Source organism: Pseudomonas sp. NFPP04, assembly GCF_900113815.1.
GTDB lineage: Bacteria > Pseudomonadota > Gammaproteobacteria > Pseudomonadales > Pseudomonadaceae > Aquipseudomonas > Aquipseudomonas extremorientalis.
Genome location: NZ_FOQS01000004.1, coordinates 1 through 22,455, shown reverse-complemented (window position 1 = coordinate 22,455; position 22,455 = coordinate 1). Strand labels below are relative to the sequence as shown.

The window sequence follows — 22,455 nt, the reverse complement described above, 5'->3', positions numbered from 1 at the left end:
GACACACCGCTATCGGGGGCAAGCCCCCTTCCACATTGTTATTACGGCGTTATCCGGAGATGGCGCCGTCGACCAACACCTGCGCCTCTTCGACCAACTGCTTGAGGTGATCGTCATCGATGAAGCTCTCGGCGTAGATTTTGTAGATATCCTCGGTGCCCGATGGCCGCGCGGCAAACCAGCCGTTTTCGGTCATCACCTTCAAGCCGCCGATCGCCTGGTTGTTGCCCGGTGCGTGACTGAGGATCTGCTGAATGCGTTCCCCGGCCAGTTCGGTCGATGTCACCTGATCCGGCGACAGCTTGCCCAGCAAGGCTTTCTGCGCCGGGGTGGCCTTGGCGTCTACACGAATCGCGAACGGCTCGCCGAGGGCATCGGTCAGGCCGCGGTAGATCTGGCTCGGGTCCTGGCCTTTGCGCGAGGTCATTTCCGCTGCCAGAAGTGCGGGGATCAGGCCATCCTTGTCGGTGCTCCACACCGTGCCGTCCTTGCGCAGGAACGAGGCGCCGGCGCTTTCTTCGCCGCCAAAGCCCAGCGAGCCTTCGAACAGGCCATCGGCAAACCACTTGAAGCCGACCGGCACTTCGTACAGGCGACGGCCGATGCGGGACGCCACGCGGTCGATCAAGCCGCTGCTGACCACGGTCTTGCCCACCGCCGCGTCTACGCGCCAGTCCGGACGGTTCTGGAACAGGTAGTCGATGGACACCGCCAGGTAGTTGTTCGGCGCCAGCAGGCCGCCGGACGGCGTGACGATACCGTGACGGTCATGGTCCGGGTCGCAGGCGAAGGCCACGTCGAACCGTTCCTTGAGGCCGATCAGGCCCTGCATGGCGTAGCTGGAGGATGGGTCCATGCGGATCTGGCCGTCCCAGTCGACGCTCATGAAGCGGAAAGTCGCGTCGACTTCGGTGTTCACTACGTCCAGGTTCAAGCGGTAGTGCTCGGCAATCGCCGACCAGTAGCGCACCCCTGCTCCGCCCAGCGGGTCAACGCCCAGGCGCAGGTCGGCGCTGCGGATAGCGTCCATGTCGATCACGTTGACCAGGTCGGCCACGTAGCTGTTGAGGTAATCGTGGCGATGGGTAGTGTCGGCCTTGAGCGCCTGCGCGTGAGTGATGCGCTTGACCCCGGCCAGTTTGTTGGCGAGCAGCTCGTTGGCCTTGGCTTCGATCCACTTGGTCACGTGGGTGTCGGCCGGGCCGCCATTGGGCGGGTTGTACTTGTAACCGCCACTCTGCGGCGGGTTGTGCGATGGCGTGATGACGATGCCGTCAGCCAGGCCGCTGGTGCGACCACGGTTGTAGCAGATGATGGCGTGGGAGATGGCCGGGGTCGGCGTGTATTCATCGCCTTCGGCGAGCATCACGTGCACGCCGTTGGCAGCCAGCACTTCCAGGGCGCTGGCACCGGCAGGTGTCGACAGTGCATGGGTGTCAAGGCCGACAAACAGCGGGCCGTCGATGCCTTGTGCTTCGCGATACAGGCAGATGGCCTGGCTGATGGCGAGCACATGCCACTCGTTGAAGCTCAGTTCGAACGAGCTGCCGCGGTGCCCGGACGTACCGAATGCCACGCGCTGAGTGGAGATTGCTGCATCAGGCTGGCCAGTGTAATAGGCCGTAACCAGTCGCGGGATATCCACCAGCAACTGGGCTGGCGCCGGCTTGCCCGCAAAAGGACTGATTGTCATGCATAAACCTCGGAAAGAAGGATTCGGAAAAAAATGGCAGTTTACTGAGAGTTGGACTGCTGCGCGACGGTATCGATCCTACAACAGTAAGAGAAACTTCACGCAATCATCCCATTTGAGCCTGACGCAGGGCCTCGCTTATGGCAGCCAAGGCGATCTCCAGGTTGGGCTGCCCATGAAAGGTATGGCTCACGCGCAAGTGCTGATGATGCAGCCCACTGACACTGAACAGCTCACCGGGTGCAATCACGACCTGCTGGGCAAGCAGGCGCTTGAAGACCTGACGCATGTCGACGGCCTGGGTGGAGCCCAGCCAGAACGCCGCCCCGGCAGTCGGCATCCGATAACTCACCTGCTGCCCCAGATGCTGGTCAAGGCGCCCGCTCATTTCAGCCGCTTGTGCCTGCAGTAGTTGGCGTAATGCCCGCAAGTGCGGGTCTATTCGCCCGCTCTGATAAAGGCGGGCGATGGCGCGCTGGCGGATCGACGATAAGCGGAATGAGCGCAGCAGAAACTGGCGCTGCAACTCACTGCTCATGCGCCGAGATAACAGATAACCGTAGGGCGCTTCCGCCCCCAGTATTTTCTCGAACGAGGAAAACACCATCAGGCGCTCCGGGTTCACCCACTCGCGCAGGGCCGCCTGGGGTTCCTTGAAACCCAGCTCGCCAAAGGTGTCGTTTTCCAGCAGCCAGCAACCGTACCGGTCCAGCATCTGTGCCAGGCTGAGACGGTCATGGGCAGGCAGGGCATTGCCTGATGGCAGGCTGACCTTTGACGACAGCAATACCAAGTGCACCGGCTCATCGCGCAACAGTTGGTCAAGGGTCGTCAGGTCCAGGCGCCCTTCCGGGGTCCAGGGCAACTCGATGATGCGCACCGCGCAATCCTGGAACAGGCGCAAAATCAGCCAGTCACAGGGGGATTCAACGATCACCGTGGTACCCCTGAGGCCCAGCACCTCAATCAGGATATCCAGCACCCCGCGCAGGTCGGCCCCGATGTAGATGTCGTCGGCGTGCCAGCAACGCGTGGGCGACGAAGTGTACCGCGCCGCCAGTGCCGCACGCAGTTCCCACACGCCACACGGCTGTGACCAGGGTTGCAGATGACGCGGGTACTGGCGCACCAGCTCCCGTTCGAGGCGCAACAGCGCCCCATCCAGCGAAGCCAGCAGCGCCGGTTCATCGCCGCTGAACACCGCCATGCAGGGGTTACGTGCCGCCGCGTAGAGCCGGTCAAGCAAATCGCCGCCGCCCCCAGCCATGGTGCTTGATGAAAGCGGCCAGGCGTAATAACCCGACTTGGCCACCGAGTAGACCCTGCCCTCCTTCTCAAGCAGCGAGTAGGCGTATTGGATCGTCGAGATCGATACGTTCAGGCGCCTCGCCAATTGCCGCAGCGATGGCAGCTTTACACGGGTATCGGTGCTGACTTCGTTGATCAGGTTGATCATGTAGCGGTAGACCGCCTGATACGCGAAGTCGGCTTGTCGCTCGCCGCGCAGTGTCATCGCCCGGACAATTGGCAAGCAGGCGTGTTGCCATGGTCCATGACGCTTGCATTGCGCGATTTCCCACTCGCGCCCGGCACCGGACGCTTGCGATAGAGGTGCTGCAACAAGGGCATCGGCAGGCCACTGGTGTCGCTGACCCACTGTTGCAACATGTCAGCCGATTGCTTGCCCTGCAGAACCTTGTGCAGCTCAGGCAAGGCCACCAGCATGCCAGGATGGCATTGACGCAAATAACCTTCCAGCCGCTCCCCATGGTGGATAAACGGCGAGAACAGCAGGCACACCAACTGTGTTTCATCCAGCCCAAAGAACTGCTGCGCGGCGGTACTCGGCAGGGCAGCGTCTTCACCGATGCCAACCTGCGCCAGCCACTCCTCGGGCAGGTGCTGGCGACGCAGGAATTGCGAGGCCTGGCGGATAAAGCCTTGCACCCCCTCTTCGTAGTCAAGGTCTCGCAGGCAGCGGGCCTGCAAGCCACGCAGATGAGCCATCATCAGAGGATTGGAGTAGCCAGGATGGCTGAAATGAAATCCAAGCGGGTCGGGAGCAAACGCCATGAATTCAGTCAATATCGGCGACATTTGCGTATCCACGTCCTCTAGCAGGTCGGCAATGCTGATGTAAGCCAGGTGACGGTGACCCGCCTTGCTGGGGTTGGCACTGGCGACATAATGTTCACCGTACACCTCGCGGTAGTAGCTGGTGCTCCACTCGTCCATGCGCGCAAACAACCCGGTAAGCGACAACGGCCAGGTACTGGCGATCGGAACGCCGACGCTCTGGGCTGTTTTCTTCAGCCAGGCCAGAAACTGCCCTTGCTTGCGCGGGGAATCACCACTGACCAGGGCATGCACCCCGCCATTCCAGGTGGTCACGCGCTGGTAGAAATCCCCGAGTGCCAGATACGTGTCGCTGCACAAAGTGGCACGGCAATCTCCCGAACTCAGGTGCCCGATCATCAGCATGTTGCGCTGGCTGGTTTCTCGCCCCATGGCAGAGACCGGCCGTTGATGGTTGAAGGGCAGTACTTCCTGGTTCTCCACCATCAGCAGTTCAACCCTCGGATCATCGTGCAGGAACAAGCGCCCGTAACCCTGATTGAGGCTGTCGAGCCTGCTTTCGGTCATGCCCGAATGGCGCAACGTTGCCACCCGCAGCTTGAAGGTTCGTGGCGCTCGCCCGGCGATGGTCAGCTGTGCAGCACGCAGCAATGCCAAGGTACAGCTGCTGACTTCGCCTCCGCCATGGGCCATCAACACCTTGTATTCCCCCACCTGCTCCATGCCACCCGCGGCCACGACAATTCGCTGGACCAACAACTGAAGCGCTGTTCGCTCCGCACGATTAAAGTGCCCGATCAAACGCTGCAGAACTTGCTGGTAAACATAATTCATAGCCTGTTCGTGAATAGTGCTCATCGTTCTACTACCTGAATTGAAATGTCAGTTTCGGGCAACTACTGAGCGTGTTTGCCCGATCTATTACACGCATAGAAAGTTCCACATCACATTGTGAAGCGCTAAATAAACAGTAGCACCGAGCAACAAAATGACACGGAGATTCCCGGGTATCAGCCCAGCCTTGAAATCCTCCACCCCTCTATTTATCTAGGCCCAAACGAGGCCGAGCTGGAAACCTAGGAAAATTCCGACAACTTCCTACACGTCTTTAGCCAGTCAATCAAAGACGTGTCTGACAAATAAAACTGCGAACTTTCCAACTTATTGGATTGAGGTTCGTCCTGGATATATCTACTTCCCTGATTCCACACAAGCGCAGCAGCCTCTGCTTCGAGCACTCGCGATTGCAGTGTCGGATATTCAATCATTGCTCAGTCCTTGAGATGAAAGTTAAGGCGCAATTATCAGTGCTGGAATAATGATTAATAGATACAGAACCTGGCCGAAAACCAGTGCAGATAAAGCACCGGCGCCTGTATTAATCACACGCACACAAAGACGCCGCGCTGGATTTCAGGGCGGCGTCAGAGAGGAAGGCCGGATTCAGGGGCTAAAGCGCCAGCTGGGCGCCTGGCGGGCGATGCAGGTTCCATCCTGTCAAATGGCGCATTTGCCTCACGCGGCGGATGGCAGGAACGCTTGTTTACGAATATTCCTACGCCCTAAACAGCTTCAACCTGCAACGCAACGCGTTCGCGGCACGGGCATTCGTCCATGTAGCGGTGCGCTTCCACAAATTGGCTGAAGGGAAACACCGTGGTTTTCAGCGGCACCAGCACGCGATCGGCGGTCAGTTGGTTGATATCCCGCAGGGCGCGCTGCAAAGCGACCTGATCCTGGATGATGCCCAGTTCGGGTTTGCCGGTGAAGTTACCAATGCAGTGCACAAAGAACTGAATGTTCTTCTGGAACGCCGCACACGCGGGGAATGGCGTCTGGTTACCGCCCTGCAAGCCATACAGCACCAGGCTGCCGCGCGGTGCCAGCACATCGCCGAGCAACGACATTTGCGGGCCGCCCAAGCCATCGAACACCACGTCGACACCGCGGTTGTCGGTGAACTTGTTGATTTGCATGAGCAGGTCCTGCTCTTCGGTGACGATGACCTTCTCCGCACCGAGGGACAGCAGGTACTCGCGCTCCGCACTGTCCTTGGTCGCGGCAATCACCCGTACACCCAGGGCCTTGCCCAGTTGCACAAAGGAAGGGCCGGCACAGTGACTGGCATCGGTGACCAGGGCAAACTGCCCAGGCTTGACCCGAGCCAGATCCACATAGGCAAAGTAGGCAATCAGCAGCGGCGTGTAGTGCACGCTGGCTTCAATCGGGCTCAAGACATCCGGATAGCGGGTCAGGGCCGAACGGGGCAGGACGATCTGCTCGCCATACACCGGGTAATCATTGGGGCTTTCAGCCGGAAAACTGGCGACTTTGTCACCCACGGCCAAATCATCCACGCCATCGCCGACGGCGACCACAACCCCTGCCATCTCATGGCCAAGGCCGGACGGCAAGCGTGCATGGGAAGACGCCAGGTTCTGGCGCCACAGAATGTCATACCAGCTGATGCCAATCGCTTCGACACGCACCTGCACTTCGCCCGGTGCGGGCTGCGCAGCTGCATGCTCTTCGCATTTGAGCACCTCGGCCGGACCAAACTTGTGAAAACGGATCGTGCGGGACATCGCAAACCTCGTCAAAGTAACCTCTAATGCCATGAACTCTATCTGGGCTTTGCGGGTAAGACCACCGGTCGCCATTAATAGTCGACATGCCTGTCATTGATTCCGCAACTGAGGAATAGACCCCAGAGCTTGTAAGAAAACTCAATTTTCCTGTGCAGAGTAACAGCCTTTACCCGTAAGATTCATGCCGGTCATTCTTCTTATATGGCTGCTCTCGTCAAGTTTGCTGACTCTTCCAGGACACAAGATGAACCGTAACGACCTGCGTCGTGTCGACCTTAACCTCTTGATCGTATTCGAAACCTTGATGCACGAGCGCAGCGTGACCCGCGCCGCCGAGAAACTGTTCCTCGGCCAGCCGGCCATCAGCGCGGCGTTGTCGCGCTTGCGCGGGCTGTTTGATGACCCGCTGTTCGTGCGCACCGGTCGCAGCATGGAGCCGTCGGCCCGGGCGGTGGAAATCTTCGCCCTGCTCTCCCCGGCCCTGGACTCGATCTCCACCGCCGTCAGCCGTGCTGCCGAGTTCGACCCGGCCACCAGCACGGCGGTGTTCCGCATCGGCCTGTCCGACGACGTCGAATTCGCCCTGCTACCACAACTGCTCAAACGCCTGCGCGCCGAGGCGCCCGGCATAGTGCTGGTGGTGCGTCGCGTCAATTACATCCTGATGCCTGGCTTGCTGGCCTCCGGCGAAATCTCCATCGGCGTCAGCTACACCGCCGACCTGCCAGCCAACGCCAAGCGCAAAGTGCTGCGCCGCAGCCTGCCGAAACTGCTGCGTGCCGACAGCGTGCCGGGCTCCCTGAGCCTGGATGACTTCTGCGCACGGCCCCACGCACTGGTGTCCTTTGCCGGGGACCTGAGCGGCTTTATCGATGAAGAGTTGGAAAAGCTCGACCGCAAACGTCACGTGGTGTTGGCGGTGCCGCAGTTCAACGGGCTGGGGACGTTGTTGGCGGGTACTGACATCCTGGCGACTGTGCCGGATTATGCGGCAGAGGCATTGACGTCTGCGGGTGGGTTGCGGGCGGAGGATCCGCCGTTGCCGGTGCGCAGCTTCGAACTGCACATGGCGTGGCGCGGGTCGCAGGATAACGACCCGGGAGAGCGGTGGTTGCGGTCGCGGATTCAGATGTTCTTCGGGGACCCCGAGAGTTTGTAACTGAATTCCACTGAGTTCCAAAAAACCCTTTATAACAAACAGTTATACGCCTTAAAAGTCCATTGCCGTTTATCTAAATCCGCTGAGTTCTGAAGCAGCTGGGGGCACAATTGGGGGCAAATTTCGGTTCCTTAAAAAGGATGCCCCCACCGATGCCCTCAGAAAATGCAGTCGTTTTCAAACGAAAACTCAGCGACGCCTTCATCCGCTCGCTGACCGAACCCGGCAAACACGCTGATGGCGAAGTCCCTGGTCTCTACTTGGAGGTGAGGGCGTCGAGTAAGGTCGGCAAAGCTCCCTCCAAGTTCTGGCGCTTGAAGTATCGACTGCACGGCAAGGAGAACCGCTTCTCCATCGGCGCTTACCCCGATATCGGCCTGAAGGAAGCCCGCGACATTGCCCGCAGCGCACGGCGCGATGTAGCTAACCACACCGCCCCTCTCAAGGCCAAGACCGCCAAAATCGAAGCACAGTTGCTCAATGAAGAGCGCACCTTCGAGTACGTAGCCAAGCAGTGGCTTGCATTCAAGTCTGCCGAACTGGTGTCCAAGTCCATCTTGGGATTTAAAGGAGCGCTGAACAACCACGTCTTTCCTGCGATTGGTAAAAAGCCGGTCAGCGAGATCAAGTTGGAGCACATCACCACAATCATTACGGAGTTGCGCCGCCAGCGCACCATGGCCATGGCCCGACGTGTGCGTACCCTCATCCGTGCCGTTCTGGGCTTTGCCGAGGGGCGCGGATGGGTGGAGCGCAATGTGGCGCTCAGCAACATTGAGGAGTTGAAAATCCGTCATGTCGTGACCAGCAACCCAGCGATCGAAAGGCCTGCAGACCTGGGTAGGTTTCTCCTGCGTCTAGATGACCTCAACGACGGCAGCGTTGCCGCTGCAATGCGCTTGCTGGTCATGTTGCCGGTCCGACCGGGCGAACTGGTGAAGATGCGCTGGGAAGATGTCGACTTGGTAGGCGCCGATTGGCGTTATGTGGTTAGCAAGACCAAGCATCTGGATAAGAGCAAACACATCGTGCCGTTGCCTGAACAAGCCTTGGTTCTTTTACGCGAGCTACATAAAACCCGCGTGGTGGATGAAGAAGGCAAAGGCTGGGTGTTCGTCTCACCGATCTATCCGGGACGTCCCATAAACCCGACCTCCATGCTCAAGTCCTTTCAGCGCATCTGGCCGGAGTACGGCATCACAGCTCACGGCTTTCGTGCGACCTACAGAACCATTGCCCACGAGCACCTGGGTATTGATCCAATCGTGCTTGAACTGTCTTTATCCCACCGAATGCCAGGGGCGCTCGGGGCAGTGTATGCACGGGCTCAATTGCTGACGCAACGCCGAGAGGCTGCCCAACAATGGGCGAACTACCTAGATCAGTTGCGTCAAAACGCTTGAGATCAAACGCTTTCGATGGACAGGATTCTGGGCTGGATTGACGGGCATGGCTTGGCAGTTGAACGGCGTCTAGTCGTCCACAGCGAACATCGAACGGCGCAATGTGAAGCCAGATTCCATTGTTGCAGCAATTATGTATCCCAGTCTTGACGCGATCACTGGTGCGAGTTCACATGCGAGCGCCTTATCTCCCGTAACCACTGCGGGAGTGCCGACAAACTTATACCTATGCTGGCGCAGTATGGGTAAAAACAACCAGAGGTTCAGGTCACCTGCCCGATTGCGTAGGTACGGCAAAGCTCTATGGCAAAGCACGGGACCTCAGCTTTCTATCTGTTCCGGTTGGCCCTCCCACCTACAAACCAGAGCTCGGAGCATTGAGCAAAGCTCTGCTCAAGGGAATCCAGCTAGGGAGCGAGCGAGGAATGCTAACTGGCGCATCGTGGGCAAACATATCTACAGGATTTGAGGAAGTCCTCGCCGCTCCAAACAATCAGCTCATCTGGAGCTATTTCAACAAGGGTACTCACGATGAGGTCGATCGTGAAGACTTCGAACTTCCAGCTGTAAGACATACGTTAATGGCGCTGAAGAAGATCAGCGTCGGCCTGCCCGATTGAGCGGCTGACGGCATTTCTCGCCTGCAATGGACAGGGCCATCATCGCAGGTCCGCGAACGGCACGCGGACCTGCTATTTGGCCAGGCACCAAGCTCCCCTACCGCGCCTCCGGACTCCCAATCACCCTAGCCACCGGCTTGTTCTCATCATCGATGAAGACACACAGCAGCTTGATCGCCCTGTTGCTCTGGCCACTGGCGAAATGCACATCCCCGTCGGTAATCATGTAGGACATGCCCAGTACAAAATGCTGATCGGGCCTACCCCCCGTGACCAGATCAGACCCCCATCCAGTACGTAGGTCAACTCCCGGCCAGACTGCGCGTCCGGTGAGACACTGGTGCCCTGAGGTGATTGACGGTGAAACCACCAGGGAATGCGCGGGGAGACCTGCTCGATAGGCGTCGGGGCACGATGACGCACTGGGAAATACATCTGGGTCAAACACCAAGATGACTAGTGCCCCGCATCTACCCAGCCTGCTGCATCGTTGATCTCAACAGCCCGTGCAAATGCAGGGCGGCATGATGGGAGCTATCTGTAAGCAGATAGACCTGGTGCTCAGGAAGAGCAGGAAGATTCAGCCCCACCGCGAGCCCAAGCGACATATCACCGGCGTCCAGTTCCTCGACGACGCCAACCGCCAGCCCGCTCTTCATACACGCCAACACCGCATGCCAGTTCGCACTCTCCAGCAAGATGCGGTACGAAATGCCCCGTGCCTTGAGCGCCGACAGTGCCACTTCTCGATACGGGCAGCCCTTTAGTTGCAGGGCTAGAGGCAGCGGGCGATTAGGGTCGTGCGTGAAGCCTGGCGCCGCCACCCAGCAAGGGCGCGTTGAACAGAGCCTTTCGCCCTGCGCCAGCTCCTCACCACTGACCGCCAGCGTCAGATCCAGATGTTGCCGCGCAAACAGATCGATGAGCTCCGCACTGGATCGCGCCACGACCTCCAGCTCCAGCTGCGGGTGGCTGACGACAAACACCGGCAGGAAGTCGCTCATGAGATCCGCAGCATAACCGTCGGGAACGCCCAGACGCACCTTTCCCGTCATCTGCTGGAGTGAAAGTGTCGCTAATAGCCGGTCGTGCGCCATCAAGAAGCGCGTGGCCTCCCCCAGCAACTGCCGCCCCGCCGGGGTCAGTTCAACGGCCTGGTTGCTGCGCAAAAAAAGTTGCCGCCCGAGCTTCTCCTCCAACCGCTGGATCTGCGTTGTCACCGCCGACGGGCTGCGGTGGACGTAATCGGCGGCCGCCTTGAATCGGCCAAGTCGCGCCACGGCCTGGAAGGTTCTCAGTACATCGACATCTAGGCCTTTTCCCATAGGGTCACCTGATTTCGTCGTCTCGAATTACCGGTTCACTTTATTCGGCTGTACAGCATTTTTCCCCCCGCCTATGGTTCGGTCAAGGTAGATCCTCTACCTGCCAACTGTGCTCAAACAAGGGTGAAACCGCCACGCGACTCACAGCACGGAGCCATGGGGATGAGTTTGAACAATGTCGTCGTCGATGCGCTCACGCGCTTCAACCCGTATCAGGGCCAAGCCATCTGGACCGTCGAGAACCACGCCAAGTACTCGACGTTGAAGAATGCGGCGGGGCATCAGCAGGATCATCGCATCAACCACCAGATCTTCATGTTGATGCGCGCCCTCAATGAGCAGGGCATCAGTACGAACGGACTCTGTGCAGACGCACAGGGCCATGGCTCACTAAAGAGTCTTCTGGCACAACTGACCCAACGCCTGGTTCATATGAGCCGTGGCAAACGCGTTCACTACGTCGAACTGGGGCCGGAGCCGGTCAAGACCTCGTACATCCTTACCCAGATCGCGCAAGCTGCGACGGCCGTGCGCTACACGGCGATCGACATCAACGCGACATCCGAAGGCGCCATGCGCGACGCGGTGATTCCAATCATCGCCGACCCCGCAAATTTTAACTATCTGGCGGCCGACTACCGAACCGTGACGCATGACACCCTGCGCCATGACCAGGATCTCACTCTGATCACCATGCTTGGCTTCCAGGAGGGCAACGAGTCGCCACTCGCAACTGGGCGCCTGATCCAGGCCTTGGCAGATGACACTACCTGCATCATCTCGGAGATGCAGGTCTATGAAGAGGGCCTAGAACACTGCATCCATGCCTTCTACGCCAATCCCCACATGCTGAGCTTCTCGCAACTGATTGCTCGCCAGCAGGGCTTCGTTCCCGCGGGCGATCACGAAACCACCCTGTTGCGCCTGACCATCGCAGGTGAGCTGCTGCATATCGCCGTCACCTTGCAACCGGCGGAGCACTTGCAGAAGCGCGGCTACCTACTGACCAACAGCTGCATCAAATACACACCAGACCAGTTCCGCCGCGTCAGATCACTGCACGGGAACTGCACCGTGCTGGATGAACTCGTCAGCGGCGATGGTTCGGTCCGCTACCAGATCGCCCAGTACCTCCCACCACTATGAATTAGGGAGCGAATGACCATGCATCGCACAGACCTCCCCCTCTATGCCCGCGGCCTTGATCGCGTGAAATTAGCGTTCAAATCGACGCTGCACCGCATGCCCCGTCACCCGGTTATTCAGCGGGACGAGCAAGATCATTGGCACGACGGCCTACTGACTGAGGCCGGCCCGGTGATCAGCGACAGTCGCACGCTGACCGAGCTGGGCTATACGCAGAGTCCCCATCCCAACATCGCCGTGGACACCATCACTGGCTTGAGCGCGGTGCATGGCCTGTTCACCCCCGACGCGGTGTCGGCACTGCAGCGTATCTGCGCCGACCTTGAGCAAGACGCCGGCGACAGCGACTGGATCATCTCGCGCCGCACCCGTGGCGTCACTGCACTTTCGCCATTCCTCCACTGCATGATGAGAAGCCGTACGTTCCTGCTGGCGGTCTCGAGGATCGCTGGGGTTCCGCTGGTTCCCTACCCCATGCTCAACGCCCGCGCCCAGGTCAACTACTTCTATCCCAAGGCGCCTGGCAGCCCGCGTGAACAGGTCGGAATGTGGCACACCGACGGCACCAACTACGTACTGAACATCGTGCTTTCCAACGCATCGGACTACACGGGCGGCGAGTTCCTGTTCCACAACCGCACTATCGACACTTTCGATGCCCTGGACCACCGAACCTTCGAGACCGCACCGCTGGTTGAGCCAGGTGACGCGTTGTTCATCTATGGCAGCCGGCTGTTCCACGGCGTATGCCCGGTGAAGACCGGCCGGCGCATGTCGCTGGTGTTGTCCTTTCACTGCCCCTATGCCCGGGAAGACTCCAACCGCTTTTGGCATCTCGCCTCCGATGATGGCATTCCCACGACCGTGCCCAACTGGCTGCGCCTGCATTGGTCCCTGCAACAATCCGCGGCCCGCCAGTTCGCGGCGCTCGGCATCGAGCCGATCACCTTCGAAGAGCTGGGACGGGTCCAGACGCACGCATGCTAGCCAACCCGCTGTACCTGCTCCTGCTGCAGGTGGTGTTTGTGCTCTCATGGAGTTCGGGATTCATCGGTGCGCGCCTGGGCACCGAGGATGTCGGCGCGATCAACCTGCTGTTCTGGCGTTTCCTGCTGGTCAGCCTCTGCCTGCTGCCATTGGTGTGGCATAGGCTGCGCGCGTTGTCATGGCCGCAGGTGCGCTACAACGCGATGATCGGCTTCCTAGCCCAATTCGCCTACTTGGTTAGCGTCTACATCGCCATTCGCGGCGGCCTGCCGGCCGGCATTGCCGCCATCATCTGTGCCTTGCAGCCGCTTATCACTGCGACTATGAACAGCCGGGGGCGACATGAGCGCAGCAGTGTGCAGGAATGGCTGGGGCTTGCGATCGGTTTCGCCGGCGTCAGCGTGGTGATCCTGGGCGAATACCGCTTTTCTGCGCAACGCTTGAACCTCGGGTTGTATGCCCTGCCACTGATCGCCGCGTTCACCCTCTCCATCGCCACCCTGTACCAACGGCGGCAATCACTGCTGGCCACCGACCACAGCAAGGAGGGTTTGCTGATGCCGCTGTTTCTGCAGTCGGCGGCGACCTTGATCCTGCTGACGGCCACTGGTCTGCCATTGGATCTGATAGAAGTGCCCAGAAGCACCCAGGCCTGGGTGGCTGTTGCATGGCTGACCGTGTTCTCGACCTTCATCGCCTATCTCAGCCTGTGGAGCCTGCTGAAGTGGATATCGGCGACAAGGGTGTCTGCACTGGTATACATGGAGCCGCCGGTGACCTTGATCTGGGCGACGATGATGTTTGGAGACGTGATTCAGTGGACCACTTATCTCGGCGTCGGCGTGGTCGCGCTGGACATCTTCATTACACGACGCCTCGGCAAGCCAGGTATTGCCTGCACAAACTAGTCAGATCAACAACCAGAAACACCACACTGAGGGATCACCCTGATTCAGCCCTGTATCAGAGTACTTCGTCCTCCTTCGGCCTACGGCCTACGGCATCTCAGGCCCAGCATCAGTTGGCCAGAGCATTGGCAGCTGACTCATGCAACAAGCTTGGTTGTACAAAATAAGGCAGCCAGCAATGCAGGCCTGATCAATCGATGAACACGCAAACCACACACTGCCTTATAGCTATCGCGGACAAATTCACGGCCTCTCCGCAGCCGCCAGCCACTCACTGACGCCGGAAACCCCGCGAGACAATAATTCGTCTTGCACCGAAACGACCCGTCGTAACATCACTCCTCCATCGGCTTCTTCCCACTCTTCTGCTTCCGCAAATAGACGCGTAAGTAGCTGAGTAAACTTGCCATCATGGTCATATATGTGCCCGCCCTTGTCACGCACGAAGCCTAGGTACAGTTCGAAGATCGTGAGCGCCTCAGCGGGATCTCTCTGCGCAGTGGAGTTTAGCCATTCATCTAAACCATAGATGTGCGCATTCGCTTTACCACTTGCCTCACGAGTACCGAAGTAGTGGCGCACGAGATCAGAGGGCACGCTCGCAGCGTCACCATGAAACAGTTGGCTCATCCGTTGCGCCACAGCGTTTCCATGTGAATCAGAAGACAGACCACACTCAAGGCCTGCAATGCATTGGCTGCGATACCTACTGAAATTACCGGCATTCGACCATACAATCGAAGCTCCATGCCACGCTGCTTCTTCATCTATAGCGGAAAGATCCCTCAGAAGCTCAGAAGTACGGCCATGGTCTGGCAAAGCGGCCAGAGCGGATATTCTCCCCCAGGTCTCGAAATCTTTTCCGACACCTTCTTGGCGAATGCGCTTCAGCCACTTCGATACACGCGCAAAATCATTGTAGTACGCATAGTAGAGGCACGGCTCAGCGACGTCCCATAAACCGGACGACCCGCCTCCCATGCAACGATCGAACAAATCCCAGCCTAAGCCAGACTCCAGACTCTGCAGATACGGTAGGCGGCGAATAATGACAGCAGCTATTGCTGGACTTTTCTCATCAGCAAAACTGCGCAGAAGCCCCAACAACTCGCCAGGTATCAGAGTGCCGCTCTCCAGCAGATTGGTAGCCAAAACAACGAGTGCCTCGGCAATATGCCCACGGGCCATATTTATCCCAACATCCAGATGGCCTACCCCATCTCCACTGATCGATGCTTCCTCTTGCATCTCCAGAAATTTCTCGCTCAGATTTACCAGCCGGAGGATCTCGTCCACATCAACAATCACATGAGCGCATGCATTCAACGCATTCGACGCCGCACGGTTCTGCGCCCAGTACTCTGCATGGTGCCGCAACGCATAAATGATCTTTTTCGCCAACGACGCTCCGTCTACCGCGGCAATAGGTGCCCAGGACGTTTCAGAGCGCAAGCTTCCGTGAAGATGTGCCAGGCAGTTTCCAACCCCACTCATGATCGCATCGCGGAAAACCGACGAAATCTCACCCCAGCTCTCTAGCATGATGCCAATGAATCGATCCGGGTTGCGAGACGCTGCCTCCCGAAGCATCGACGCAACCTCTCCTTCACCACCAACCAAGTGTTCTACAAATCCTCGCTCGTAACCGGTGTAGTGAATTCATGCCCCGGGATCTCCAGTCCTTTAGAGTCGACACGCACCAACTCCTTGCGATGGGCATTGGTGCGGTACATATGCATGTCACTCCCGCAAATGCCGCAAGCCTCCACGCGTATCAATACTTCACCTGGCATCACACTTGGCACCGTCGCCTGCGCATTCATTTCAATATGCCCAGGGTCATGAAAAACGGCTGCTTGCATGGACTCATTCCTTCTAGTTGGCGAACATGGCGTGCCCATCAACGCAATGCCTTGCGCATGATTTTTCCAGTGGTGGTTTTAGGCAGATCGTCGCGAAACTCGATTTGCCTTGGATATTTGTAGGCAGCCATGCGTGATTTACAGAACGCTATCAGTTGCTCAGGTGTTACCTGGGCGTCCGTCTTCAGGCTGACGAAGGCTTTTACGCTTTCCCCGCGATAGTCATCTTTAACGCCTACCACAGCGACTTCACGCACATCCGGATGACCGTATAGAACGTCCTCAACTTCACGTGGCCAGACCTTGAATCCGGAGGCGATGATCACATCCTTCATCCGATCAACGAGAAACAGCCAGCCCTCAGCGTCGACATACCCGACGTCACCGCTACGCAAAAAACCATCGCTCATAGCCTCCTGAGTCGCGTCGGGGCGTTGCCAGTAGCCCCGCATCACTTGCGGGCCACGAATCAAGATTTCCCCAATGCTGCCCGTCGGTAGCGACCGTCCCTGCTCGTCGGTAATACGCAAGCACGTCGAGTGAATGGGTAATCCAACCGACAACACTCCCTCTTCGTTACACACAGCCAAGCGATCGTGAGGCACGGCCGTTGCCACCGAAGTGGTTTCTGTCAGCCCATAGACCCCACGTATGTCATGTGCGAATTTTCGCTGGAAGGCACTGACCACAGCCTCTGGTATCGGTGCCCCTCCGGAGTAGATTTTGGACAGAGAAACAAGCTGTTCTGAACCGACCTTGTCTGCATTGAGCAGTGCGATAAACGCGGTGATGGCGCCGATCGTGAAGGTAGCCCGGTAAGTCTGAACAGCTTCGGCAAAAACCTCGGGATGAAAGCGTCCAGTCAGCACCAGAGGAGCGGAGCAAGCAAAGGCGACACCGATATGCAGAATCAGACCGGTAACGTGAAAGAGGGGTGCCAACGCCACAATCGGCACACCATCATCCAGCGCAGCCCAATCGCGAAAAGCCTCGCTGTTAAAGACGTACCCCACATGACTGTGTTCCACCCCCTTTGGGAGCCCCGTAGTACCTGAGGTGTACACAATAGTGGCAATGTCACTGCCCTTGATCCGTGGACAAACAGGCTTGGAGTCGGCCCATGACGTTGTCAGGTCATGCAGAAAAAATCCCTCTCCCGCAGGCACCGGGGGCACGCCAAAAATACGTGGATCATTACGACTCTGAAGCTCATGGTCTCCCACAACAATTAACAGCAAGTTGTCGGGTCGATGCTCAAGCTCAGCGACGACTTCATGATAGAGAGAATCATGAAGCATCAGGACTCTGGCCTGGCTATCCTCCAGCAGCAACGATAACTCCCGAGCCCGGTTCATCGGGTTGATGCTCACCGCAATGGCCCCCAGCTTCCAACTGGCAATCAGACCAATCACAAACTGCGGAACATTTTGCAGAAACAACCCAATGCGATCTCCGGCCACCACACCTTGTGACTGCCAGAATGCGGCCAACGCGTTGGCATCCCGGTTCAGTTGCGCGTAGCTGAGCGTGGTATCGAAATAATGCAAGGCAGCGGCTTGCGGCGCCTTGTCGTGTGCGGCTTCAAACATCTGCAAGGCATCGGTGAAACGTGCCTCGAATGCACATTGAGACAAAGGCTCAATGCATGGTTCAACACTCATATCGATGCGGCTCCCATTGCTCGAGAGTGGGCAATGCAGCCAGTCAAGCTGGCTGATCCATGTCCGAGCATTCCAAGGCATACATTGGTCTTCATCGCAGACCTCGCATTTTCTTGTTTTTCTGGATTGTCGCGGCGGATGAATCGAGCAACAGCCTTGGTAAACCCGATCCTCAGCACCGCAGTTGTTATAAGTGTTCGCCCCTGCCTCCTCTGACCGCATCGTCTGTTTAGACTATTTTTCAGACCCCTACCCGCGAGTAAGCTATTTCCTGGAAAGCACGAACAGCGTCTTTTGGGGCGAGTAGTTTTCGGAACAAATGGTGCCTTTCAGCCGCCACGTGTTTGAGCAGGGACTTCCATGACGGACACCATCGACAAGCGCTCACCATGGGCCAATAAGCAGGACCGCCTGGCCGAACGGGAAAACAAACGCGACGCCGTGTTACGTACGGCTGCCGAGCTGTTCAATGAGAAAGGCTTTCATGCCACCTCACTGGACGAAGTGGCTGAGCGGCTCAACGTGAGCAAGCCGACGGTTTATTACTACGTGAAGAACAAGGACGAAATCCTTTTCGAATGCGTACGCATCGGCTTGGAGATGTTGGAAAGCGCCTCGGACGAAGCGATTCAGGGCGGTAGCGACTCAAAAGAGAACCTGATCGCCGTGATGCGCAAATACGCCGAAATCGTAACGATGGATTTCGGTATGTGCCTGATACGTGTAGGCGAAGATCCGTTGCCTTTGGACAGTCGTCGCAAGCTGCGACGACTGAAAAGCCGCATCGATCTCAAGTTCCGCAGCCTGATTCAGCAAGGTATCGCCGACGGGGTCTTGAGGCCCTGCGACCCCAAAATAGCGGCGTTCACCATCGCCGGTGCGCTGAGTTGGATTGCCCGTTGGTATGACCCGAAGGGCCCGCTCAAGGTCGAAGAAATCGGCAACCAATGCATCGACTTACTGATGAACGGCCTCAATTGCAGATCAACCACCACCCGCAGCAGTGCCGACTGATCCAGTCCTGCCCGAGAGTTGCTCACAATGACAAAAAAAGAGTCCTCAATCATTACTGAATTCCATCCCGTACAACTTGAGACCTTTCTCAAGGACAACATCAGCGGGCTGCAAGGAGAGATGCGCCTTGAGCGTATTGGCGGTGGTCAATCCAACCCGACGTTTTTCGTCTCCTTTGACAATCGCGAACTGGTGCTGCGTAAAAAACCGAGTGGCGAGATCCTGCCCTCCGCCCACGCGGTAGATCGTGAATACAGGGTCATGACGGCGCTGGCACAGTCCCGGGTGCCAGTCCCCAAAACAGTTTTGTATCACGCAGAACCCGACATCGTCGGAACACCCTTCTATTTAATGGAAAGACTCCAAGGGCGCGTTTTTCCTGAATACAGCCTGCCCGGGGTCTCACCCGACGACCGTAGAGCGATGTATGAATCGATGGCCCTGACCCTGGCAGACCTGCACCAAGTGGACTGGCGGGCAATCGGTCTTTCTGACTACGGCCGGGAAGGCCATTACTTTTCCAGGCAGCTGGCGCGCTGGGGTACGCAATGGGAAACGGCCGAGCAACACGATAATCCCGAGCTCGACCGCCTGCTGGCCTGGCTTCGCGTCAACTTGCCCCAAGACGATGAAACCACGGTGTGCCACGGCGATTTCCGACTGGGCAATCTGATGTTTCACCCCACGGAACCGCGCATCATCGGCGTGCTCGACTGGGAGCTCTCAACCCTGGGTCACCCATTGGCCGATCTGGCTTACAACTGCATTGCCTGGCACACCCTACCGTCTGAGTACGGCGGCATCCGCGACCTGGACCTCCGGGCACTGGGCATACCCTCGCAAGCAGAGTATTTGCAGCAGTACTACCACGCCACCCAACGCAATCGAGGGGCCGAAACCTTTCACTTCGCTTTCGCGCTGTTTCGCCTGGCGGTGATTTTCGAAGGCATAGCCGCTCGGGCACGGTCCGGCAGCGCAGCGTCGGAGAACGCTGCAAGCGTCGGCCCCTTGGGAAAAGCGTTCGCCCGACGCGGCCTTGAGCTGCTCGATCACGCCATTGTCATCTGACCCGTCGAGACCCGCCCATTGACTGACGAAGCGCTCGACATAGGCAGCGCTTGAAAAGATGTTCAAGAAAAGCGCTGGATGCCCCAACTTCCGGGCCACATCGAGATCATGATGAATCGGATGAAAATCACGGGTAGCGATGGCCCTGGTAACAATGCTGCTGGTTGACACCTCTGCCCGCAATGATGGCAAAGATTGACCAACACAAATATCTTCAAAGCACACAGGCGAAGCACTGGTCATGATGCCTCCTTCGGCCTGTAGCACAACTGGCGGAAGTGAAGGACAGCAACCTTTTCATTGTCCTCAGTAAACACATCCTGGCGCACAGTAAAAAAGTATCCGTCACCCAACCCTGTCGTTTTACGATCACTCACCAACACAAGGGTGCTCACGCTATAAAGCCGTTCACCTACGCGAAGGTATCGCACAAACTCCTGGTCGACATTGACGCCGACCAGGCCGGTATAACCTCCCTCAGTGAACAGCCGGATAATTTCCGTCGCATCCACTTGCGCCGAACCTTCCGGCCGCCAACCAGAAGGGCCTGGCTGAAGCCAGACTTGCAACATGCTCGGAGGGGCCAACAACGTTCCGTCGCTGCGCTCTCCCGCGCCTACCCGATAGCGTGAGTCATTGACACCGTGCGCCTCGCACCAGTGTCGAATCATGCTTGGATTCACGGGATCACACGCCAATACCCGAGCATAAGGTTGATCGAGGCGCGCTTGAATCCTTGATAACCAATCACCGGTTAGGGCGCTCACACTCATAACACCTCGAAAAGCCCAGCGGCGCCCATGCCACCGCCGATACACATGGCCACAACGACATATTTAACGCCGCGACGCCGGCCTTCGAGCAAGGCATGGTTGACCATCCGCGTACCACTCATTCCAAAAGGGTGCCCAATGGCAATAGCTCCGCCGTTTACGTTAAGCCGGTCCTGGGGAATACCCAACTGATCGCGGCTGTAAATCACCTGACAGGCAAATGCCTCGTTGATCTCCCACAGGCCAATATCCTTGACCGCCAACCCATGCTGCTTGAGCAATTTGGGAATTGCATAGACCGGACCGATGCCCATCTCTTCGGGTTTACAGCCCGCCACCGCAAGACCGAGGTAAGCCCCCAGCGGTTGTAAGTTACGGCGTTTTGCTTCAGAAGCGCTCATCAGCAAACTGGCGGCGGCTCCGTCGGACAGTTGCGAGGCGTTGCCCGCAGTTATGTGCTGTCCTTCAGCAATCCAATTGCCCCCCTTCCAAACCGGTTTCAGGTTCGCCAGGCTCTCGAGTGTTGTCTCTGCCCGATTACATTCATCCTGGGTCAGGGTGACCAGTTCATGGCCAAGGCTGCTGCCTTCTTTGTCGAACAGTTGTTTGGCCGTGGTGATGGGGACAATTTCGTCGCTGAATAGCCCATCACGTTGAGCCGCTGCGACACGCTGTTGGCTTTGAAGCGAGTACTCATCTTGCAAGGCGCGCGGGATCTCATATTTCTTCGCGACGATTTCAGCGGTTTCAATCATCTGGATATAGGCGCTCGGCGCGACCTCCAGCACAGCTTTGGATTGGGACCGATAAGTGTTCTTGTGTTTGTTCTGGGTCAGCGAAATGGACTCCAGACCACCGGCCACCGCAATGTTCAGTTCGCCACATATGATGCCTTTGGCGACAGTTGCGATGCTCATTAATCCCGAAGCACACATCCGATCCACCGCCATGCCAGGCACCGTGTCAGGCAGGCCGCCCGTGTAACCGCACAGCCGCCCCAGATTGTAGCCCTGAGTTCCCTGCTGAGCTGCCGCGCCAATGACCACATCATCGACCTCGGACGATTCGATACCTGCCCGTTCAACCACTGCACGCACGACATGGCCACCGAGTACTGGCGCTTCAGTGTCATTGAACGCCCCGCGAAAGGCCTTGCCCATTGCCGTGCGAGCTACGGATACGATGACCGCCTGTGTCATTTGTCATTTCCTATTCTGAAAAGTAGAACCTGGTCCAGATGCTGGCCGAGAGAACCGGCAGGCTCATCGTCCATCGGGACTAGGACGAAGGATGCTGTCTCATTCGTTGTTCACACTGGCAGCATCGAGAAAGGCAGGACGCTCGCCCCCGCCATGAACCAGCAGGTCGACCCCACTGATGTAGGCCGCCTGTGAAGAAGCCATGAACAAGCAGGCTTCACCGATATCGGAAGGTTGTGCCATACGTCCAAGTGGCACGGTGGCGGACACCGAAGCGATGCCGTCATCATCGCCGTAATGCAAATGCGACTGCTCGGTTTGCACCAGCCCGGGGCTGACACAGACCACCCGGACCCTGGGCGCCCACTCCACCGCCAAGGATTTGGTCAAACTGAGCACGCCCGCCTTGGCCGCCGCATAGGTCGCACTACCCGGCCTGGCCGAGTAAGCGCCCACGCTGCCGATGAACAAAATGACGCCTCCCGTATCCTGATCCTGCATAAGGGCATTGGCCTTTAATGCAGTCAGCAACGGTGCGGTCAAATTCAGGCTGATCAACGACTCGTGGAAACGCGCTGAGCCGCTGGCCGCAAGAGCATATGGAGTGCCACCGGCATTTTTGACCAACACATCGAGCCGGCCATAATGCTCTTGAATGGTAAGCGTCCACGCATCCCGTCTTGCGCAGCTAAGTCGGTTGCCATCGATGCGGCAACAAATCCCCAATCTCACTCGCCCGCTGCGTCGGCAGGCGAGTAAGAACGTCCTTCAGATAAGCATATGCATCGTGGCCGTTGAGCTTGGCCGACTGGATCAAACTCATTAGCGCAGCAGCGCGTTGGCCACTGCGTAGTGAGCCAGCAAACAACCAGTTCTTTCGCCCTAGCGCCCATGGCCGTATCTGATTTTCGAGGTGGTTATTGTCTATGGGCACCGTGCCGTCGTTCAGATAACGGCTCAACGCAGCCCAACG

The 22,455-nt window shown here is 57.9% G+C and carries 19 protein-coding genes and 1 pseudogene; 8 read left to right on the top strand and 12 right to left on the bottom strand.

Going from position 1 to position 22,455, the window contains the following annotated elements; translation table 11 throughout:
• Positions 1-49: 49 nt before the first annotated feature.
• The 4 genes from pgm to BM017_RS09885 form a co-directional block, all read right to left on the bottom strand.
• On the bottom strand, positions 50-1,693 hold the full coding sequence (gene pgm, locus BM017_RS09905) for a phosphoglucomutase (alpha-D-glucose-1,6-bisphosphate-dependent) (RefSeq protein ID WP_092243397.1): 1,644 nt from the start codon (positions 1,691-1,693) through the stop codon (positions 50-52).
• A gap of 106 nt (positions 1,694-1,799) precedes the next feature.
• The gene (locus BM017_RS09900; protein WP_092243394.1) at positions 1,800-3,206 is read right to left on the bottom strand and encodes an aminotransferase-like domain-containing protein; all 1,407 of its coding nucleotides are present in this window, start codon (positions 3,204-3,206) and stop codon (positions 1,800-1,802) included.
• Positions 3,203-4,627 (bottom strand): hypothetical protein, encoded by a 1,425-nt coding sequence (locus tag BM017_RS09895; RefSeq protein WP_092243390.1) that lies wholly within the window; start codon positions 4,625-4,627, stop codon positions 3,203-3,205. The genes BM017_RS09900 and BM017_RS09895 overlap by 4 nt, the downstream gene beginning before the upstream one ends.
• Before the next feature lie 704 nt (positions 4,628-5,331).
• Positions 5,332-6,354 carry a zinc-dependent alcohol dehydrogenase family protein gene (locus BM017_RS09885; RefSeq protein WP_071495692.1) on the bottom strand — a complete coding sequence of 341 codons (1,023 nt, stop codon included), beginning with the start codon at positions 6,352-6,354 and terminating at the stop codon, positions 5,332-5,334.
• A 247-nt stretch (positions 6,355-6,601) separates the two neighbouring features.
• Between BM017_RS09885 and BM017_RS09880 the strand changes: the two genes are divergently transcribed.
• The 3 genes from BM017_RS09880 (at position 6,602) to BM017_RS09865 (ending at position 9,539) form a co-directional block, all read left to right on the top strand.
• A complete protein-coding gene (locus tag BM017_RS09880) occupies positions 6,602-7,516 on the top strand; it encodes a LysR family transcriptional regulator (protein WP_010210548.1) in 915 nt (304 codons plus the stop codon).
• A gap of 152 nt (positions 7,517-7,668) precedes the next feature.
• A complete protein-coding gene (locus tag BM017_RS09875; RefSeq protein WP_092243384.1) occupies positions 7,669-8,919 on the top strand; it encodes a tyrosine-type recombinase/integrase in 1,251 nt (416 codons plus the stop codon).
• A 377-nt stretch (positions 8,920-9,296) separates the two neighbouring features.
• A complete protein-coding gene (locus BM017_RS09865) occupies positions 9,297-9,539 on the top strand; it encodes a hypothetical protein (RefSeq protein WP_139216850.1) in 243 nt (80 codons plus the stop codon).
• A 470-nt stretch (positions 9,540-10,009) separates the two neighbouring features.
• Here BM017_RS09865 and BM017_RS09860 read toward each other — a convergent pair whose 3' ends face one another.
• The gene (locus tag BM017_RS09860) at positions 10,010-10,864 is read right to left on the bottom strand and encodes a LysR substrate-binding domain-containing protein (protein ID WP_092243375.1); all 855 of its coding nucleotides are present in this window, start codon (positions 10,862-10,864) and stop codon (positions 10,010-10,012) included.
• Between the two features lie 162 nt (positions 10,865-11,026).
• Between BM017_RS09860 and BM017_RS09855 the strand changes: the two genes are divergently transcribed.
• The 3 genes from BM017_RS09855 to BM017_RS09845 are packed head-to-tail and all read left to right on the top strand — an operon-like array spanning position 11,027 to position 13,905.
• Positions 11,027-12,010, top strand: a complete 984-nt coding sequence (locus tag BM017_RS09855) for a hypothetical protein (protein ID WP_092243372.1) — start codon at positions 11,027-11,029, stop codon at positions 12,008-12,010.
• Positions 12,011-12,028: 18 nt separating this feature from the next.
• Complete coding sequence (locus BM017_RS09850) at positions 12,029-12,997, top strand: 2OG-Fe(II) oxygenase family protein (protein ID WP_092244407.1); 969 nt, start codon at positions 12,029-12,031, stop codon at positions 12,995-12,997.
• The gene (locus BM017_RS09845; protein ID WP_092243369.1) at positions 12,991-13,905 is read left to right on the top strand and encodes a DMT family transporter; all 915 of its coding nucleotides are present in this window, start codon (positions 12,991-12,993) and stop codon (positions 13,903-13,905) included. Before BM017_RS09850 ends, BM017_RS09845 begins: the two co-directional genes overlap by 7 nt.
• A 243-nt stretch (positions 13,906-14,148) precedes the next feature.
• Here BM017_RS09845 and BM017_RS09840 read toward each other — a convergent pair whose 3' ends face one another.
• The 3 genes from BM017_RS09840 to BM017_RS09830 form a co-directional block, all read right to left on the bottom strand.
• On the bottom strand, positions 14,149-15,306 hold the full coding sequence (locus BM017_RS09840) for a hypothetical protein (RefSeq protein ID WP_139216849.1): 1,158 nt from the start codon (positions 15,304-15,306) through the stop codon (positions 14,149-14,151).
• A 224-nt stretch (positions 15,307-15,530) separates the two neighbouring features.
• Entirely contained in the window at positions 15,531-15,767 is a 237-nt protein-coding gene (locus BM017_RS09835) for an alcohol dehydrogenase catalytic domain-containing protein (protein WP_092243363.1), read from the bottom strand.
• Between the two features lie 38 nt (positions 15,768-15,805).
• Positions 15,806-17,428, bottom strand: coding sequence for a class I adenylate-forming enzyme family protein (locus tag BM017_RS09830; RefSeq protein ID WP_170856064.1), 1,623 nt, complete (start codon positions 17,426-17,428; stop codon positions 15,806-15,808).
• Positions 17,429-17,788: 360 nt separating this feature from the next.
• On the opposite strand from BM017_RS09830, the gene BM017_RS09825 reads away from it, so the two are divergent.
• Complete coding sequence (locus BM017_RS09825; RefSeq protein WP_092243357.1) at positions 17,789-18,442, top strand: TetR/AcrR family transcriptional regulator; 654 nt, start codon at positions 17,789-17,791, stop codon at positions 18,440-18,442.
• Between the two features lie 27 nt (positions 18,443-18,469).
• Positions 18,470-19,510, top strand: a complete 1,041-nt coding sequence (locus tag BM017_RS09820) for a phosphotransferase family protein (protein WP_092243354.1) — start codon at positions 18,470-18,472, stop codon at positions 19,508-19,510.
• Between the two features lie 239 nt (positions 19,511-19,749).
• Here the strand turns inward: BM017_RS09820 and BM017_RS09815 are convergent, their stop codons facing one another.
• The 4 genes and pseudogenes from BM017_RS09815 to BM017_RS09800 all read right to left on the bottom strand — a co-directional run.
• Positions 19,750-20,283 (bottom strand): FAS1-like dehydratase domain-containing protein, encoded by a 534-nt coding sequence (locus tag BM017_RS09815; RefSeq protein ID WP_092243351.1) that lies wholly within the window; start codon positions 20,281-20,283, stop codon positions 19,750-19,752.
• Positions 20,280-21,482: an acetyl-CoA C-acyltransferase gene (locus BM017_RS09810; RefSeq protein ID WP_092243348.1), complete on the bottom strand. Its 1,203-nt coding sequence runs from the start codon at positions 21,480-21,482 to the stop codon at positions 20,280-20,282. Before BM017_RS09810 ends, BM017_RS09815 begins: the two co-directional genes overlap by 4 nt.
• A gap of 99 nt (positions 21,483-21,581) precedes the next feature.
• A pseudogene (locus BM017_RS09805) lies at positions 21,582-22,142 on the bottom strand (SDR family oxidoreductase); the annotation flags it as partial.
• A 28-nt stretch (positions 22,143-22,170) separates the two neighbouring features.
• Positions 22,171-22,455, bottom strand: a 285-nt coding sequence (locus tag BM017_RS09800) for an IS66 family transposase (protein ID WP_139216848.1), incomplete at its 5' end; no start/stop codon positions are given.

Coding starts and splice junctions, on each gene's coding strand:
- pgm (WP_092243397.1), bottom strand. CDS start 1,693: ATGACAATCAGTCCTTTTGCGGGCAAGCCGGCGCCAGCCCAGTTGCTG.
- BM017_RS09900 (WP_092243394.1), bottom strand. CDS start 3,206: ATGACACTGCGCGGCGAGCGACAAGCCGACTTCGCGTATCAGGCGGTC.
- BM017_RS09895 (WP_092243390.1), bottom strand. CDS start 4,627: ATGAGCACTATTCACGAACAGGCTATGAATTATGTTTACCAGCAAGTT.
- BM017_RS09885 (WP_071495692.1), bottom strand. CDS start 6,354: ATGTCCCGCACGATCCGTTTTCACAAGTTTGGTCCGGCCGAGGTGCTC.
- BM017_RS09880 (WP_010210548.1), top strand. CDS start 6,602: ATGAACCGTAACGACCTGCGTCGTGTCGACCTTAACCTCTTGATCGTA.
- BM017_RS09875 (WP_092243384.1), top strand. CDS start 7,669: ATGCCCTCAGAAAATGCAGTCGTTTTCAAACGAAAACTCAGCGACGCC.
- BM017_RS09860 (WP_092243375.1), bottom strand. CDS start 10,864: ATGGGAAAAGGCCTAGATGTCGATGTACTGAGAACCTTCCAGGCCGTG.
- BM017_RS09855 (WP_092243372.1), top strand. CDS start 11,027: ATGAGTTTGAACAATGTCGTCGTCGATGCGCTCACGCGCTTCAACCCG.
- BM017_RS09850 (WP_092244407.1), top strand. CDS start 12,029: ATGCATCGCACAGACCTCCCCCTCTATGCCCGCGGCCTTGATCGCGTG.
- BM017_RS09845 (WP_092243369.1), top strand. CDS start 12,991: ATGCTAGCCAACCCGCTGTACCTGCTCCTGCTGCAGGTGGTGTTTGTG.
- BM017_RS09835 (WP_092243363.1), bottom strand. CDS start 15,767: ATGCAAGCAGCCGTTTTTCATGACCCTGGGCATATTGAAATGAATGCG.
- BM017_RS09830 (WP_170856064.1), bottom strand. CDS start 17,428: ATGAGTGTTGAACCATGCATTGAGCCTTTGTCTCAATGTGCATTCGAG.
- BM017_RS09825 (WP_092243357.1), top strand. CDS start 17,789: ATGACGGACACCATCGACAAGCGCTCACCATGGGCCAATAAGCAGGAC.
- BM017_RS09820 (WP_092243354.1), top strand. CDS start 18,470: ATGACAAAAAAAGAGTCCTCAATCATTACTGAATTCCATCCCGTACAA.
- BM017_RS09815 (WP_092243351.1), bottom strand. CDS start 20,283: ATGAGTGTGAGCGCCCTAACCGGTGATTGGTTATCAAGGATTCAAGCG.
- BM017_RS09810 (WP_092243348.1), bottom strand. CDS start 21,482: ATGACACAGGCGGTCATCGTATCCGTAGCTCGCACGGCAATGGGCAAG.